15 protein-coding genes are annotated in these 15499 nt (G+C 68.6%); 6 read left to right on the plus strand and 9 right to left on the minus strand.

Annotated elements, in window-relative coordinates; all coding sequences use genetic code 11:
* Positions 1–77: 77 nt before the first annotated feature.
* From TL10_RS16915 to cobC, 4 genes are read right to left on the minus strand one after another with little or no spacing between them, the layout of a single operon-like run.
* Positions 78–1166, minus strand: coding sequence for a bifunctional RNase H/acid phosphatase (locus TL10_RS16915; RefSeq protein ID WP_043986502.1), 1089 nt, complete (start codon positions 1164–1166; stop codon positions 78–80).
* Positions 1167–1177: 11 nt separating this feature from the next.
* Complete coding sequence (locus TL10_RS16920; protein WP_043399786.1) at positions 1178–1930, minus strand: zinc ribbon domain-containing protein; 753 nt, start codon at positions 1928–1930, stop codon at positions 1178–1180.
* 11 nt (positions 1931–1941) lie between these two features.
* The gene (locus TL10_RS16925) at positions 1942–3066 is read right to left on the minus strand and encodes a Nif3-like dinuclear metal center hexameric protein (RefSeq protein ID WP_043986503.1); all 1125 of its coding nucleotides are present in this window, start codon (positions 3064–3066) and stop codon (positions 1942–1944) included.
* Positions 3063–4073: an Rv2231c family histidinol phosphate aminotransferase CobC gene (gene cobC, locus TL10_RS16930; protein ID WP_082067980.1), complete on the minus strand. Its 1011-nt coding sequence runs from the start codon at positions 4071–4073 to the stop codon at positions 3063–3065. The genes TL10_RS16925 and cobC overlap by 4 nt, the downstream gene beginning before the upstream one ends.
* Positions 4074–4128: 55 nt before the next feature.
* Here cobC and TL10_RS16935 point away from each other — a divergent pair, with 55 nt between their 5' ends.
* From TL10_RS16935 to TL10_RS16945, 3 genes are read left to right on the plus strand one after another with little or no spacing between them, the layout of a single operon-like run.
* Positions 4129–4767, plus strand: a complete 639-nt coding sequence (locus TL10_RS16935) for an HAD-IA family hydrolase (protein ID WP_043986504.1) — start codon at positions 4129–4131, stop codon at positions 4765–4767.
* Positions 4760–5248, plus strand: coding sequence for a low molecular weight protein-tyrosine-phosphatase (locus TL10_RS16940; RefSeq protein ID WP_043986505.1), 489 nt, complete (start codon positions 4760–4762; stop codon positions 5246–5248). The genes TL10_RS16935 and TL10_RS16940 overlap by 8 nt, the downstream gene beginning before the upstream one ends.
* Entirely contained in the window at positions 5248–6093 is an 846-nt protein-coding gene (locus TL10_RS16945) for an SURF1 family cytochrome oxidase biogenesis protein (protein WP_043400645.1), read from the plus strand. Before TL10_RS16940 ends, TL10_RS16945 begins: the two co-directional genes overlap by 1 nt.
* Here the strand turns inward: TL10_RS16945 and TL10_RS16950 are convergent.
* A complete protein-coding gene (locus TL10_RS16950; protein ID WP_043986506.1) occupies positions 6047–7000 on the minus strand; it encodes a cobalamin biosynthesis protein in 954 nt (317 codons plus the stop codon). The genes TL10_RS16945 and TL10_RS16950 overlap by 47 nt on opposite strands.
* Positions 7001–7036: 36 nt before the next feature.
* On the opposite strand from TL10_RS16950, the gene TL10_RS16955 reads away from it, so the two are divergent.
* Positions 7037–7864 (plus strand): oxygenase MpaB family protein, encoded by an 828-nt coding sequence (locus tag TL10_RS16955; RefSeq protein WP_043986507.1) that lies wholly within the window; start codon positions 7037–7039, stop codon positions 7862–7864.
* A gap of 28 nt (positions 7865–7892) precedes the next feature.
* Complete coding sequence (locus TL10_RS16960; protein ID WP_043986508.1) at positions 7893–8288, plus strand: VOC family protein; 396 nt, start codon at positions 7893–7895, stop codon at positions 8286–8288.
* 3 nt (positions 8289–8291) lie between these two features.
* Here TL10_RS16960 and TL10_RS16965 read toward each other — a convergent pair whose 3' ends face one another.
* The 4 genes from TL10_RS16965 to TL10_RS16980 form a co-directional block, all read right to left on the minus strand.
* Positions 8292–9002 (minus strand): DUF5666 domain-containing protein, encoded by a 711-nt coding sequence (locus tag TL10_RS16965; RefSeq protein WP_043986509.1) that lies wholly within the window; start codon positions 9000–9002, stop codon positions 8292–8294.
* 73 nt (positions 9003–9075) lie between these two features.
* A complete protein-coding gene (locus tag TL10_RS16970; RefSeq protein WP_043986510.1) occupies positions 9076–9954 on the minus strand; it encodes an alpha/beta fold hydrolase in 879 nt (292 codons plus the stop codon).
* Positions 9954–10778, minus strand: coding sequence for a class II aldolase/adducin family protein (locus tag TL10_RS16975; protein ID WP_081936818.1), 825 nt, complete (start codon positions 10776–10778; stop codon positions 9954–9956). The genes TL10_RS16970 and TL10_RS16975 overlap by 1 nt, the downstream gene beginning before the upstream one ends.
* A 43-nt stretch (positions 10779–10821) precedes the next feature.
* Positions 10822–12057, minus strand: a complete 1236-nt coding sequence (locus tag TL10_RS16980) for a cytochrome P450 (RefSeq protein ID WP_043986560.1) — start codon at positions 12055–12057, stop codon at positions 10822–10824.
* 151 nt (positions 12058–12208) lie between these two features.
* Here TL10_RS16980 and TL10_RS16985 point away from each other — a divergent pair, with 151 nt between their 5' ends.
* A complete protein-coding gene (locus tag TL10_RS16985; RefSeq protein WP_043986511.1) occupies positions 12209–15457 on the plus strand; it encodes a helix-turn-helix transcriptional regulator in 3249 nt (1082 codons plus the stop codon).
* Positions 15458–15499 lie beyond the last annotated feature (42 nt).

Here is a 15499-nt window from a genome sequence, read left to right on the forward strand (position 1 = left end):
AGAACTACCCGTCCCGCTCTGTCCTGACGCAACAAACCTGTGAATCAGCAAACCCCAGTGTTGTGTAGAGGGAGCGTCTACAGATAGGCGGTCTGGTTGACCAGTCGCACCGCCGAGCCGCCGTCGCCGAAGAACTCGGCGATGCTCAGCGACGCCAGGTCCAGATGAAGCCGGTACAGGATGCCGGGCCCGGCATCGAGGGCCTGCCGCAGGATCGTCTTGATGGGCGTCACGTGCGAGACCACCAGTACCGTCGTGGCGCCGTGCTCGGCGATGATCCGGTTGCGGGCCCGGCGGATCCGGTGCGTCACCGTATCGAAGCTCTCGCCGCCCGGTGGCGCGACACTGGTGTCCCCCAGCCAGCGACCGTGCAGCTCCGGATCCCGTTTGGCCGCTTCACCGAACGTCAGGCCTTCCCAATCGCCGAAGTCGGTTTCGATCAGGTCATCGTCCACGGTGACATGCAGCCCGAGCGCATCGGCGGCCGCCTTCGCGGTGTCCAGCGCCCGTTGCAACGGCGAGCTAATCACGGCCGAGATTCCTTCGATACCACCGACATACGCGGCGGCCGCTGCGGCCTGCTGACGACCCAACTCGGTCAGCGGCGGGTTACCCCGGCCCGAATAGCGGCGGTGCACCGACAGCTCGGTCTGTCCGTGCCGCAGCAGCAGGAACCGGGTCGGCGCCCCCACGGCGCCGGTCCAACCCGGCGGGGATGGTTGCACCGCAGCGGCTTTCGGCTCGGGAACCGATGCAGCCGGAGCCGCCGCCGCGTCCATGGCCTCGTTGGCCAGCCGGTCAGCGTGTGAGTTCTGCGCCCGCGGAATCCACGTGTAGCTCACCTGCCCGAATCGCCTGGCCAACGCGGCCGCCTCCCGGTTCAACGGGATCAGGTCCGGATGCTTGACCTGCCAGCGGCCGGACATCTGCTCGACCACCAGCTTCGAATCCATCGACACCGCAACGTCATCGGCGTCCAGGGCGGCCGCGGCCTCCAGGCCGGCGATCAGGCCCCGGTATTCGGCGACATTGTTGGTCGCCACGCCGATGGAGTCGCTACGCTCGGCCAGCACCTCGGCGCGGTTGGCCGAAAACACCACGGCGCCATAGCCCGCGGGTCCCGGATTACCGCGCGACCCGCCGTCGGCCTCGACCAGAACTCTCACAGACCCTGCACTCACAAATCACTAGCCCCAGCGCGGAAGTCCTTGACCCGCACCAGAATCACCCCACACTCGGGGCAGCGCAATACATCGTCGTCGGCGGCCGCCGAAATCCGGGACAGCTCACCACGATCCAGATCGATGCGGCACGCACCGCAGCGGGCCCCCTGCAGCAGCCCGGCACCAGGGCCGCCCAGCTTGCGCTGCTTTTCGTACATCTCGGCCAGTTCCGGCGCCACCGAGCCCAGCAGTGCCACGCGGCGGTCACCTGCCACCTGACGGGCCTCGTCGATGGACACGAGTGCGTTGTCGCGCTCGACCTGCGCCGTGGTCAGATCACTCTGCAGTGCGTCGATCAGCGCCAGCTCCTCGGCCTGCTCGCCCTGCAGCTCTTCACGACGTTGCATGATCTCCAGCTGCTGCTCCTCGAGCGCGGCCTGCCGGCGCTGCAGCGTCTCCAGCTCGTGCTGCAGTTCGGCCACCTGCTTGGCCCCGACCGAACCACTGTCCATCAGCTGCTCATCACGGGTCTCACGCTGGCGGACCGCGTCGATCTCGGACTCGAACTTGGCGATCTGAGCGTCCAGATCCTCGACGGCGATGCTCAGTGCCGCCAGCCGGTCGTTGGCTTCGCGGTGCTCGGCCTGCACTGCGTCGAAGCGCTGCTGCTCGACCAGGTGCGTCGACCGGTGCGTCAGGCGGGTCAGCGCGGCGTCCACTTCGGCCACCTCGAGCAACAAACGTTGTTGCGACACTTCAGCTTTCATGTTCACGTCTCTCAGCAGGTTATCTCGACGTTCCAGGGGTCGGTACGGATCTGGCTGACCCGCACCGGCAACGCATCACCGAATTGTGCACGCAAGACCCCGGCGGCCTGCTCGCACCACGGAAATTCACTCGCCCAATGCGCCACATCGACCAGCGCCACGTCCGACGCGCGACGGTGCTCGTCGGCCGGATGATGGCGCAGATCGGAGGTCACGTAGACGTCGACGCCCGACCGGGTCACCGCGCCGAGCAGCGAATCGCCCGCTCCCCCGCAGACCGCGACCCGGGACACCAGCGCGTCCGGATCGCCTGACGCCCGCACCCCCCACGATGTCGCGGGCAGACCGCGGGCGACGCGGGAAGCGAAGGCCGACAACGGTTCCGGCTCGGGCAGCGAGCAGATGCGCCCGACCCCGACGTCCGACGGCAGCGGCGCCAGGGTGAGCACGTCGAAGGCCGGTTCCTCGTAGGGATGCGCCGCGCGCATCGCCGTCAGCACCGCACGCCGCAGCCGGGACGGGGCGATCACCTCGACCCGGTCCTCGGCCACCTGCTCGATGGCACCGACCATGCCGATGGTCGGCGTCGCGCCCTCGTGCGGCAGGAACTGGCCGACACCCATCGTCATCCAGCTGCAGTGCGAGTAGTCGCCGATCTGGCCGCCACCGGCGGCGAACATCGCGTCCCGGACCGCATCGGCGTTCGCATGGGGCACGAAGACAACCCATTTGTCCAGGTCAGCACGCGATTCAGCAGGGTCGAGCACGCCGTCGACCTGCAGTCCCAACGCCTCGGCCAACGCGTCCGACACCCCGGGTGCGGCGGCATCGGCGTTGGTGTGCGCGCTGAACAGCGCCGCGCCGCGGCGGATCAGCGAGTGGATCAGCGCGCCCTTGCCGGTGTCGGCGGCCACGGTGTCGACCCCGCGCAGCAGCAGCGGGTGGTGCGCCAGCAGCAGTCCGCCATCGGGCACCGACGCCGCGACGGCCGCGGTGGCGTCGACCGCGACGGTCACCGACTCCACGTCTTCAGCCGGGTCGCCGCAGACCAGGCCCACCGAGTCCCAGCTGTGCGCCAGCGCCGGCGGATACGCGCGGTCCAGCGCGGCGATGACGTCACGCAAGGGCACACTCACCAGAGCACCTCCTGTAATGCCTCGACCAAGACGGGCCACTCGGGACGGACCGCCGCACGCAGGTAGCCGTCGGGCAGCCCGAAGAACGTGTCGCAGCGGCGCACCGCAATCCCCTTCTCCGCCAAATGTTTCCGGGCCAGGTCGGCGTCCGGCACCGAGAACAGGACAAAGGGTGCGACGCCGTCGGCCACCGGAAAGCCGGCGGCCGTCAGACCCGCCGCCATCTCGGTGCGCAGTTCCGCCAGCCGTCGCGCGCCGGCCTCGGCCTCGGCGACCGCGGCCGGCTCGCTGCACGCCGTCAACGCCTCCAGCTGCAGCGTGCCCAGCGGCCAGTGTGGCCGTTGGGCGGTCAGCCGCGCCAACACCTCCGGCGCGCCCAGCGCGTAGCCGACCCGCAGCCCGGCCAGCGACCAGGTCTTGGTCAGGCTGCGCAGCACCACGACGTCGGGCAGTGACCGGCCGGACAGGGACTCCGGTTCGCCGGGCACCGCGTCGGCAAAGGCCTCGTCGACGACGACGAGGCGTCCGGGGGCCCGCAGCGCCAGAATCTCGTCGCGGCGGTGCAGCACCCCGGTCGGATTGGTGGGATTGCCCACAACCACCAGATCGGCGTCGGACGGCACCGACGCGTTCGACAGCCGAAACGGTGCCTCCAGCACCACCTGGGCGACGGGCACCCCCGCGCTGTCGAACACTGCTTCGGGCTCGGTGAACGACGGCGCGATCAGCGCCGCCAGGCGGGGTCGCAGCTGCGGGAGCAGCGCGAACCCCTCAGCGCCGCCCGCCAGCAGAGCCACTTCGTCGAGGTCACGCCCGTGCCGGGCCGCCACGGCCGCGTGCGCGCCGTCCACGTCGGAGGAGGTCGGGTAGCTACCCAGATCGGCCAGCCGGGCCGCGAGCCGGTCGGCCAGCCATTGCGGCGGGCCGGCACCGCGGACGTTCACCGCGAAGTCGAGCATGCCGGGCGCCACGGCCTGATCACCGTGATAGCGCGTCCCGGGTTCCACAGCTAGACCCTAGTGCGCGGCACAGCTCCCCAGGTCCATCGGGGACAATGACACCGTGACCCCCCAGTTGGTGCTGTTCGACCTCGACGGGACGCTGACCGATTCCGCCGAGGGCATCGTCGCCAGCTTCCGCCATGCGCTCGGCGCGATCGGCGCTGACGTGCCCGACGGTGACCTCGTCGAACGCATCGTCGGCCCGCCGATGCATGTGACGCTGGGTTCCCTCGGCCTTGGCGAGAAGGCCGACGAGGCCATCGCCGCCTACCGCGCCGACTACACCACCCGCGGCTGGTCCATGAACCGCATGTTCGACGGCATCGAGGACCTGCTGGCTGACCTGCGGGCCGCCGGGGTGCGCCTGGCCGTCGCGACGTCGAAGGCCGAGCCGACCGCCCGGCGCATCGTCGAGCACTTCGGCATCGACGAGCATTTCGAGGTCGTCGCCGGCGCCAGCATCGACGGCACCCGGTCGGCGAAGGCCGACGTCGTCGCCCATGCGCTCGCCCAGCTGGCCCCGGTGCCCGACGAGGTGCTGATGGTCGGCGACCGCTCGCACGACGTCCACGGTGCCGCACACCACGGCATCGACACTGTCGTCGTCGACTGGGGTTACGGCGCAACCGATTTCACTGAAGACTCGACGGTCCGGCGGGTCGCCACCGTCGACGAACTACGGGAGGTGCTGGGTGTCTGACGCCGTGCACGTGACGTTCATCTGCTCGGGCAACATCTGCCGGTCGCCGATGGCCGAGAAGATGTTCACCCACCAGATCAACGAGCGCGGGCTGGCCGACCTGGTCCGGGTGACCAGCGCCGGCACCGGCGGCTGGCATGCCGGTGACCCTGCCGACAGCCGGGCCGAGCGGGTGTTGCGCGCGCACGGCTACCCCACCGCGCACGCCGCGGCGGCCATCAGCGACGAGCACCTCGCGGCCGACATGGTCGTCGCCATGGGCCGCAACCACACCCGCATCCTCGGTGACCTGGGCGCCGACCCGGACCGGGTCCGCATGATGCGTTCGTTCGACCCGCGTTCGGGCGCACACGCGCTGGATGTCGAGGACCCGTACTACGGCGGCATCGACGACTTCGAAGAGACCTTCGTGGTGATCGAGGCCTCGCTGCCCGGCCTGCACGACTGGGTCGACAAGCAACTGGCGGAGCGAGGCGACTGATGCGCCGGCTCGGGTTCCTGTTCCGGCCGCAGTGGCTGGCCCTGTTCGTCGTGGTGATCGCGTTCGCCTATCTGTGCTTCACGGTGCTCGCGCCGTGGCAGTTGGGCAAGAACACCCGCACCTCGCGGGAGAACAACCAGATCGCGTCGTCGTTGAACACCGAGCCCGTACCCCTGACTTCGGTCCTGCCGCACCAGGATTCGTCGGCCCCGGACGCGCAGTGGCGACGGCTGACGGCGACGGGCCACTACCGCCCCGAGGCGCAGGTGCTGGTCCGGCTGCGGACGGACGACGGCGACCCGTCCTACGAAGTCCTCACCCCGTTCGCGGTCGACGGTGGCCCGACGGTGCTGGTGAACCGCGGCTACATCAAGGCCGGTGAAGGGGTCCCGCCGTTCGCGGCGCCGCCGCCGGGAACGGTCACGATCACGGGGCGGCTCCGGGACGCCGAACCCGTCATGTCAGGCAAGGAACCGTTCAAACAGGACGGCATCACGCAGGTGTACTCGATCAGCTCGACCCAGATCGCGCAGCTGACCGGCGTGCCGTTGACCTCGGAGTACCTGCAGCTGGTCGAAGGTCAGCCGGGCGGTCTCGGGGTCATCGCACTGCCTCACCTCGATGCCGGTCCGTTCCTGTCGTACGGCATCCAGTGGATTGCGTTCGGCATCGTCGCGCCCATCGGGCTGGGCTACTTCGTGGTCGCCGAGATGCGGCAGCGTCGGTTGGAGAAAGCCCAATCCGGTTCGAGCACAGAGACTTCCGGCGGCCCCGACCCCGACGAGCCGGCCGCGCCGCTCACCGCCGAGGAGAAAATGGCCGACCGCTACGGCCGGCGGCGCTGAGCCCGACTGCCATGGCGGCAGCCAGCGTCTGAACCCGGCGGGTAAGCCGGACAGCTCGTTTCAGATCCGCGACGGCCGGCGGAGGACCGTCGCCGAGCGTCGGCCGCATCTCCAGACGGTGCGCGTACTGCGTCGGTCCCCCGAGCTGCACGCCGAGCGCACCGGCGAATGACGCTTCTGCCACACCGGCATTGGGGCTCGGGTGCTTGTGCGCGTCGGCTCGCCAGGCCCGCCACGCCGCAGCCGGCCGGCCGGACACCGCCAGCACACACAGCCCCGTCACGCGGGCCGGCAGGTAGTTGAGGATGTCGTCGAATCGAGCTGCCGCCCAACCGAACCGGGTGTAGCGCGGGTTGAGGTGCCCGATCATCGCGTCCAGGGTGTTGGCGCCGCGGTACACCAGCAGGCCCGGCACTCCAGCGATCGCGCCCCACAGGATCGGTGCGACCTGCGCGTCGGAGGTGTTCTCCGCGACCGATTCCAGTGCGGCCCGGGCCAGCCCGTCGGCGTCCAGGAACGCCGGATCCCGCCCGCACAGTGACGGCAGCAGTTCGCGGGCCGCGGTCACGTCGTCGCGGTCCAACCGGGCCGCCATGTCGGCGCCGGTACGGGCCAGCGACGTGCCGCCCAGCACCGTGTAGGTCGCCGCGGCAGTGACCAAGGTCTTCGCAACCGGACCCCGCGCGATGCGTTCCAGCCCGAAACCCAGTGCCCCCAAACCGAACAGCAAGGCCGTGGTGTGACTTGCACCTGCCAGCCGATCGTCGCGGTAGGTACGGCGCTCCAGGGCGGCGGCCGCCGTTCCGAACAGAGCTACGGGATGGCCGCGGCGGGGGTCGGCCCAGCACACATCGGCCAGGTAGCCGAGCGCCAGACCAGCCGCACGCGCGGCGCTTCTGTCAAACACGCCGGGCAGCGTCTCACAGGGTGTTTACTCGGCATCATGCGGCTCGGTCCTCCTCGGCACCCGAAGCGGGTAGTCGACCTCATCAACCCCGCGGCAGCCCTGGCACCGGCGGCCAACGTGATCATGCAACTGGCTCTGCCCGGAGTCGGCTACGGCGTGCTGGAAAGCCCCGTCGACAGTGGCAATGTCTACAAGCACCCGTTCAAACGCGCCCGCACCACCGGCACCTATCTGGCGGCCGCCGTGTACGGCACCGACGACGACCGCGCCCTGATCCGCGGCGAGGTGGACCGGGTGCACGCCCTGGTGCGGTCGACGGCGTCCAGTCCCGTGAAGTACAGCGCGTTCGATCCGAAGCTGCAGTTGTGGGTGGCGTCCTGCCTGTACCGCTATTACATCGATCAGCACGAGTTCCTGTACGGCCCGCTGAGCCCCGAGGCCGCCGACGCCGTCTATCGGGACGCCCGCACCCTCGGCACCACGCTGCAGGTGCGCGACAGCATGTGGCCGGCCGACCGGCTCGCCTTCGACGAGTACTGGAAACGCACGCTCGACCAGCTGCAGATCGACGAACCCGTGCGCGAACATCTGCACGGCGTGGCTTCGCTGGCGTTCTTGCCCACCCCGCTGCGGCAGTTGGCTGGTCCGTTCAACCTGTTCGCGACGACGGGCTTCCTGCCCGCCGAGTTCCGCACCCACATGAAGCTGGCCTGGACGCCCGCGCACCAGCGCTGGTTCGACCGGCTCATGACGGCGCTGCGACTGGCCGACCGGGTGGTCCCGCGCGATGTGTGGCTGTTCGGCTACCAGCTGTACCTGTGGGATATGCGGGCCCGCGCGCGGCGCGGAAAACCGGTGGTATGACCCAACATTCACAATCAGGAGGCATCTCATGGCGTTCGCAGCACTGAACCATGTCGCAGTCACGGTCAGTGACATGGCCGTCAGCGGTCCCTGGTATCGCGCCCTGATCGGCGACGACCCGGTGCTCGACGAGCACACCGACGCCGGCTACCGACATCTGGTGTGGGCACTGCCCGGCGGCACGTTGTTCGGCATCCACCAGCACGACCGCGCCATCGAGCCGGGCCAGTTCAGCGAGTTCCGGGCCGGCCTCGATCACGTCGGCTTCGGCTGCGCCTCCCGCGCCGACCTCGTCGAATGGGCCGGCCGGCTCGAAGAGCTGGGCGTCACGCACGGCGGCGTCATCGACGCGCCCTACGGGTCCGGCCTGAGTTTCCGCGACCCCGACGGCATCGCGCTGGAGTTCTTCGCGCCGCCGGCGTGATCGCTAGCGGTGCTGGTGCTCGCCACCTCCGCCGCCACACGCACCGTTCATCGCGGGCCGCACCATCGCAAACGTGGCCTGCAGGACACCGCTGCCGTCCTTGGTACCGCGCGCGCCCAGACACATCCCTGCGGCGATCGCCTTCGCGTCCGCGCCGGCACTCTTGGTGTAGCGGGTATCGGGCGTCACCGTCACGGTGATCTGGCTGTTGTCGGCGTCGGTGACCGTGATCGTGTTGCCGTTCACCGAGGCGACCGTGCCGTTGATGCCATGTTCGCGCTTCCCGCCCTTCTCGCCGCATTGTGCGTTGCGCGGTTGGCCGACGAGGACGTTCGCGGCGGTCACCGCCGCACTGTTGTTGTTGTCGTTGCCCTTGACCGGGCGGACGGCGACGCACTCGCCGGCGGTGACGTCGGTCAGCTGGCCGGGGGCGAGCTGGGTGATGCGCGTCGAGGAGGTGATGTTCACGGTGCCCGGCCCGTCCTTCCCCGTGACCGACACGGTGCCGCCCGACACCGAGTTGACCAGCCCGGACACCCGGTCCTTGCCGCCCGGACCTCCGGGAGCCGGGCTGGCGGACGGCGACGACGAGGTGCTGGCAGCTTTCGAGCTGGGCGCCGGTGTGTTCGATGATCCGCAGGCCGACAGGGAGAGCGCAGCGAATCCGGCGAGGGTGACGACGCCGTAGCGCCGCGCACGAGTTGTAGTGGACATGAGCCCACAGTGAACGGCCCAGCAATGAATCAGCTCAGATATTGATATGAAGACGCTGGGCGCGCAGCCGCGGTCAACTGGTACCGAAAAATTCATCCAGTGCGGTGAGCACGTCGTCCGGGCGCTCTTCCGCCAGGAAGTGGCCGCCGTCGAGGCCTTGGCCACGCACGTCGCTGGCGTACCGCCGCCATACTTCCAGTGGCTGGTAGAGCTGGCCGACGACGCCGCGTGATCCCCACAGGATCAACAACGGACAGTCGACCGTGCGTCCTTCGTCCGCGGCGTCGTGAGTGAGATCGATGGTGGCCGCGGCGCGGTAGTCCTCGCACATCGCATGGATGGATTCCGGTGTGGCGAAGCAGCGTTCGTACTCGGCCATGGCCTCGGGGTCGTAGACGTCCGTGCCACCGAAGGCCCCCAGAAACGCCTTGAGCAGCAGTGCGGCCGTCGGCTGCATCATCAGCTCGGGCAGCGGCGCGGGCTGGATGAAGAAGAACCAGTGGAAGTAGGCCGTGGCGAGCGCGGTGTCGGCGTGGTCGTAGACGTACTTGGTGGGGACGATGTCGAGCAGCGCAGCCCGGGTCACGGCCTCGGGGTGGTCGAGCATCATCCGATGCGTCACGCGCGCACCACGATCGTGGGCGACGACGCTGAAGGAGTCGTGCCCCAGCTGGTTCATCACGGCGACCTGATCGGCCACCATCGTCCGGAAGCTGTAGTCGGCGTGGTCGCCTCCGCCGGCCGGTTTTGAGCTGTCACCGTAGCCGCGAAGGTCGGTCGCGACCACGGTGAACCGTTCTGCCAGTCGAGGTGCGATGTGATGCCACATCACATGCGATTGCGGTGCGCCGTGGAGCAGCAGCAGCGGTGGACCCGACCCGCCGATCACCGCCTGAATCTCGACCCCGTTGACGGCCAGCCGCTCGTCGGTGAAACCCGGGAAAAATCGCATCAGTCGAAGACGTCCGGCTGGCCGGCGACGATCTGTTCCCATAGCGGCCGGAACTGGAACCACGCGACCAGGTCACTGCCGATCTGGCCGTGCACCAGCTTGGCGGTGTCGTGGTCGATGACGGTAGGCGTGCCGGCAGCCATCGCGAGCAGCTGCGCCTGACATGACCGCTCCATCGTGACGAACCACCACGCGGCCGCCGAGACCGAGGTGCCGACGGTGATCAGCCCGTGGTTGCGCAGGATGGCCGCCTTGTTGCCACCGATCGCGGCGGCGATGTTCTTGCCCTCCTCCTCGGCGAGGACCACCCCGCGGTAGTCGAGGTAGAGACCCTGGTCCTCGTAGAAGGGGCAGGCGTCCTGGGTGAGCGGCTCCAGCGGGATGCCCAGCGCGGAGAACGCCTTGCCGTACAGCGAGTGGGTGTGGGCGGCGGCGACGGCGTCCGGCCGGGCGTTGTGCACCTGCGCGTGGATCGTGAACGCCGCGGCGTTGACCGGCCGGGTGCCGTGCACGACACGGCCGTGGTGGTCCACGCAGATCAGGTCACTGACGCGAATGTGGTTGAAGCTCATGCCAAACGGATTGACCCAGAACAATTCCGGGTGCTCCGGGTCGCGGGCTGTCATATGCCCGGCGACGCCTTCGGAGAACCCGAGCTTGCCGAACACGCGAAACGCCACCGCGAGGTCGCGCTTGCGCTGCTCGCGTTCTTCCTCGAGCGACAGGCCCATGGGCGGAAGCGGCAGATCGCACGGATCGGGCAACGGGCCCAGCGCGCGTTCCAGCAGTTCCCGCATTTCGTCGCTGATCGTGCTCACGTCCATCGCCAGGCCCTTCCGCCGCGGTCGCCGAGCCCAGCATCACACGTCAGGCCCCGCGGGGAAAGATGGGATTTGCTGACCGTCGGGGAGTGAACTCGATCGGCAGCGCGACCGGACCGGAAATGCCCGTCATCGGCTTCCAGGGCACCGGGCCGGCGACGCGCACCTCGGTCAGCCGCGCGGTGATGACGCGCAGCGCCTCGGTCATTTCGACGCGGGCCAGGTGGGCGCCGAGGCAGTAGTGCACGCCGCCGCCGAAGGTCTGCATCGGTGCAGCGCCCTGCCGGGTGATGTCGAGGCGATCGGGATCGGTGAAAACCTGCGGATCGCGGTTGGCCGCAGCGGAATTGACGATCAGCGTCGAGCCCGCCGGGAACGTCATGCCACCCAGCTCGACATCGACGGTGGCGACCCTCATCGCACCGAGCACGATCGGCGTGTGCCGCATCAGTTCTTCGACGGCCTGCGGCGCCAGGTCGGGACGCTGCGCCAGTAGCTCCCATTGCTCAGGGTGCCCGGCCAGCACCTGCACCGCGGCGGCCAGTTGATTGCGCGTGGTGTCGGTGCCGGCGATCAGCAGGAGTGCGGTCAGGTTCGCCAACTCGGCGTGGCTCAGCCGGTCGCCGTCATCCTCGGAGCGGATCAGTTCGGAGATCAGATCGTCGCCCAGGGCACTTCTGCGGTCGGCGATCAACTGCTCCACGTACACGCTCAATTCCGTCCAGGCGCGCAGGATTCTCGCCTCGTGCTCCCGCACGCTGAGCCCGAAGACCTGCGTGATGTCGGCCGCCCAGCCGGTGAACGACTGCCAGTCCGACGCGGGCGCGCCGAGCAGGGCGCAAATGATCGGTACCGGGTACGGCGTGGCGATGTCGGCGACGACGTCGCACCGCCCGGCGCCGAGCCGGCGGTCCACCAACTCGGTGATGACCTCGACGCACGCTTCGCGCATCCGCTCGGCCGCCCGCGGGGTGAAGGCGCGGGCCACCAGCCGACGCAACCGATTGTGTTCGGCACCTTCCAGGCTGATCAACAGCTTGGCGACCAGGTCCCACACCGGCCCGGACGTAATCCCCTGCACCACAAGGCCACTGCCTTGCGGGTTGACGAACCGGGAGTCGCGCAGCACTGTGCGCACCAGGTCATAACTCAGCACCTCGGGCCCATACTGGCCCAACGCGATCGGCCCGCGCCGACGTGCTCCGGTGAGCGCCGTACGGAACTCGTCGAGCGTGCTCTCGGGCCCGTAAGTCAGGGTCGGCAAAGCCGTTGCAGTGGTCATGTTTCGACTATCGCGGTACGGCAGCCGGTACTGCGTCGGCTGATGTGCGTAAAAACTGGCCACCGACATGCTTACGCGGGAGTGGATGCTGGACAACTATTGGCCATTTGGCTGATGCTTAGCCCATCCGCACCGACGCAAGCTGACTGACATGAGCGAACTTCCCACCGGAACCGTCACGCTGCTGCTAGCCGACATCGAGGGCTCGACACGGCTCTGGGACACCCAACCCGACACGATGCGCGCCGCCATCACCTGCCTCGACGAAGTCATTTCCGCTGTCGCGTTGAACCACCACGGCGTACGCCCCCTTGAACAGGGTGAAGGCGACAGCTTCGTCATCGCCTTCCAGCGAGCGGCCGACGCCGTGGCATGCGCTGTGGACCTGCAACGCGCCCCGCTGTCCCCGATCGCGCTGCGCATCGGGTTGCATACCGGGGACATCCAGTTGCGCGACGAGAACAACTACGTCGGCCCCACCATCAACCGCGCGGCCCGGCTTCGCGATCTCGCCCACGGCGGCCAGACCGTCCTGTCCGGGGTCACCGAAGCCCTTGTGGCCGAACAGCTTCCGCCCGAGGTCACGCTCATCGACCTGGGCACCCACGCCCTGCGCGATCTGCCCCGGCCCGAACGTGTCGCGCAGCTCTGTCACCCCGACCTGCACAACGAGTTTCCACCGCTACGGACTGCGGTCGGCAGTTCCAACCTACCGATCCAGTTGACCAATTTCATTGGGCGACAGACGGAAATCGAGCATGTCCGGCGGACGCTCGACGACCACCGGCTGGTGACGCTGACGGGAGCCGGCGGAGCCGGGAAGACCCGGCTGGCGGTGCATGTGGCCGCCATGGCCGCCGGCGACTTCGGCGGTGTCTGCTACATCGATCTGGCGCCCATCAACCACCCCGAGGCCGTCGCGGCCACCGCAGCGCGGACGCTGAACCTGCCGGACCAACCCGGCCGCTCGACCACCGACACCCTTCGGCGCTTCCTGCGTGACCGCCACCTGCTACTTGTGCTGGACAATTGCGAGCACTTGCTGGAGGCCAGCGCACAGCTGGCCACGGCGATACTTGCCGACGCCCAGCGACTTTCGATCCTGGCGACCAGCAGGGAACCGCTCGGGGTCGCCGGCGAGGCGACCTGGCAGGTGCCGTCGCTGCCATTGGCCGACGAGGCCGTCGCATTGTTCGCCGATCGAGCGCGGCTGGCCCGCGCCGGGTTCTCCCTCACCGAGGACAACACCTCCGCGGTGATCGAAATCTGCCGTCGCCTCGATGGCATGCCGCTGGCCATCGAGCTGGCCGCCGCCCGGGTCCGGACGCTGACATTGACGGAAATCGTTGACAGCCTTCATGATCGCTTCCGGGTGCTGACGGGCGGCTCCCGAACCTCGGTGCGGCGCCAGCAGACGCTGCGCGCCTCGGTGGACTGGTCGCACGCACTGCTGACCGACAACGAACGAATCCTGTTCCGTCGCTTGGCCGTATTTCTCGGCAGCTTCGATCTCACGGCCGTCCGTGCCATCGCGGGTGACGACACCATCGAGCGCTACCAGGTTCTCGACCAACTCACCCTGTTGGCCGACAAGTCACTGGTGGTCATCGACGACACCGGCGGCCACACCCGATACCGGCTGTTGGAGACCATGCGTCAGTACGCGCTGGAAAGGCTGGGCGAATCAGGCGAAGCCGACACCATCCGTTCGCGGCACCGCGACTACTACACGGCGATGGTCGCCCAACTGAGCGCACCGGTGCAGATTGGTCACGAGCAGCGCGTCGCGCAGGCCGAGGCCGAAATGGACAATCTGCGAGGCGCATTCGAGTGGAGCCTGGAAAACAGCGACACCGAACAAGCATTGGCGCTGACCTCGTCACTCCACGTGCTGTGGTGGACCCGGGGCCGCATCCAGCAGGGGCGCACGTGGTTCAACGCCGCGTTGTCCCAATACCAGCAATCCGGCGTATCCCCCGCTGTCTACGCTCGCGCTCTGGCTGAGCATGCATTTCTCGACACCTGGGTCACCGGGTCGGCCACCATGGACTCAGCGCGCCAGGCACTGACCATTGCCCGCGAGCTCGCTGACCCCGCCCTACTCGCCCGGGTGCTGACCGCGTGCGGCTTCACGTCCGGGTACACCGGTGATGCCGATCTGGCCGCGACTTTCTTCCTCGAAGCCGGCGAACTCGCCCGCGCAGTGGGTGACAACTGGTCGTTGATCCAGATTCTGGCGTGGCAGTCCAATGTCGCTGAGACGGCGGGCTTTCCACTGGTCGCACGGCAGTACGCCGAGGAAGGCTGCACTCTGGGCGCGACCATCGACGACCGGCACGGCCTCCGGATCTGCCGACTGTCCTGCGGTTGGATCAACATCCAGCGAGCCGAGTTCATCGAAGCGGCCGCGCAATTCCACGCCGTCCTGGCCGAGATCGAGGAGGCACACGACGAGATGAGCGCGGTCGGCGCCGCCCTCGGCCTGAGCATTGTCTACGCCAACTTGGGGCAGACCGACGAAGCCCGCGCGACGTCGCTGCAGGCCGTCGACCTGGCCCGCGGACTCGACCACTACTTCCTCGGGCTGGCCAACGGGACACTGGCGATCGCCGAGCTGGCTGCCGGCGACATTGCTGCGGCACGCGCCGCCAGCGCCGACAACTGGCAGCAGCTCAGCGGTACGCATCCCGACCTTGCCGCGGTGCATCTGGCCCACCACGCTGTGCACAGCGCCATCGCCGACCATGACCTGCCGCTTGCACGCAGCTGGGCCGAGACGGCCCTCGGTTCGTCGACCGGCTGGCACCTGGCGCTCGCGTCGCTGGCATTGTCGCGAATCGCGCAGGCCGAGGGCCGATCAGACGAGGCCGAACGGCACGCTCATGAGGCGGTGGCCGCAGTCGCCGACAGTGGAGCCCTCGTGCCTCTTGCCGACATCCTCGAACAGCTTGCCGCGCTGATCCTTCGCCACGACGCCTGGCGCGCGGCCCGAATCCTGGGGGCCGCCGAGGCATTCCGACAGCGGACCGGCATGATCCGCTTCCCGATGTACGACGCCGCGTACGACGAATCCGTCGCCACACTTGGCGCGGCGATGTCTCCGGAGGATTTCACCGCGGCGTGGGACGAAGGTGCGGGGCTGACGACGGACGAGGCCATCGCCTACGTACAGCGCGGACGCGGTGAACGCCGACGCTCGACTAGCGGATGGGACTCGATCACCCGCGCCGAGCTCGATGTGGTGAAGCTTGCCGGAGACGGGCTGGGCAACAAGGAGATCGCGGCGCGCCTGTTCGTCTCGCCGCGCACGGTGCAGGCTCATTTGTCACACATCTATTCGAAGCTCGGGCTGACGTCCCGAGTGCAACTGGCCCATGAGGCCAGCCGGCGAGCGTTGTAAACAGACGAATACCGCTGAGCATCAACAGCATTCAGTAAATTT

Origin of the sequence: Mycolicibacterium llatzerense (assembly GCF_000878195.1) — a bacterium.
GTDB classification, from domain to species: Bacteria; Actinomycetota; Actinomycetes; order Mycobacteriales; family Mycobacteriaceae; genus Mycobacterium; species Mycobacterium llatzerense.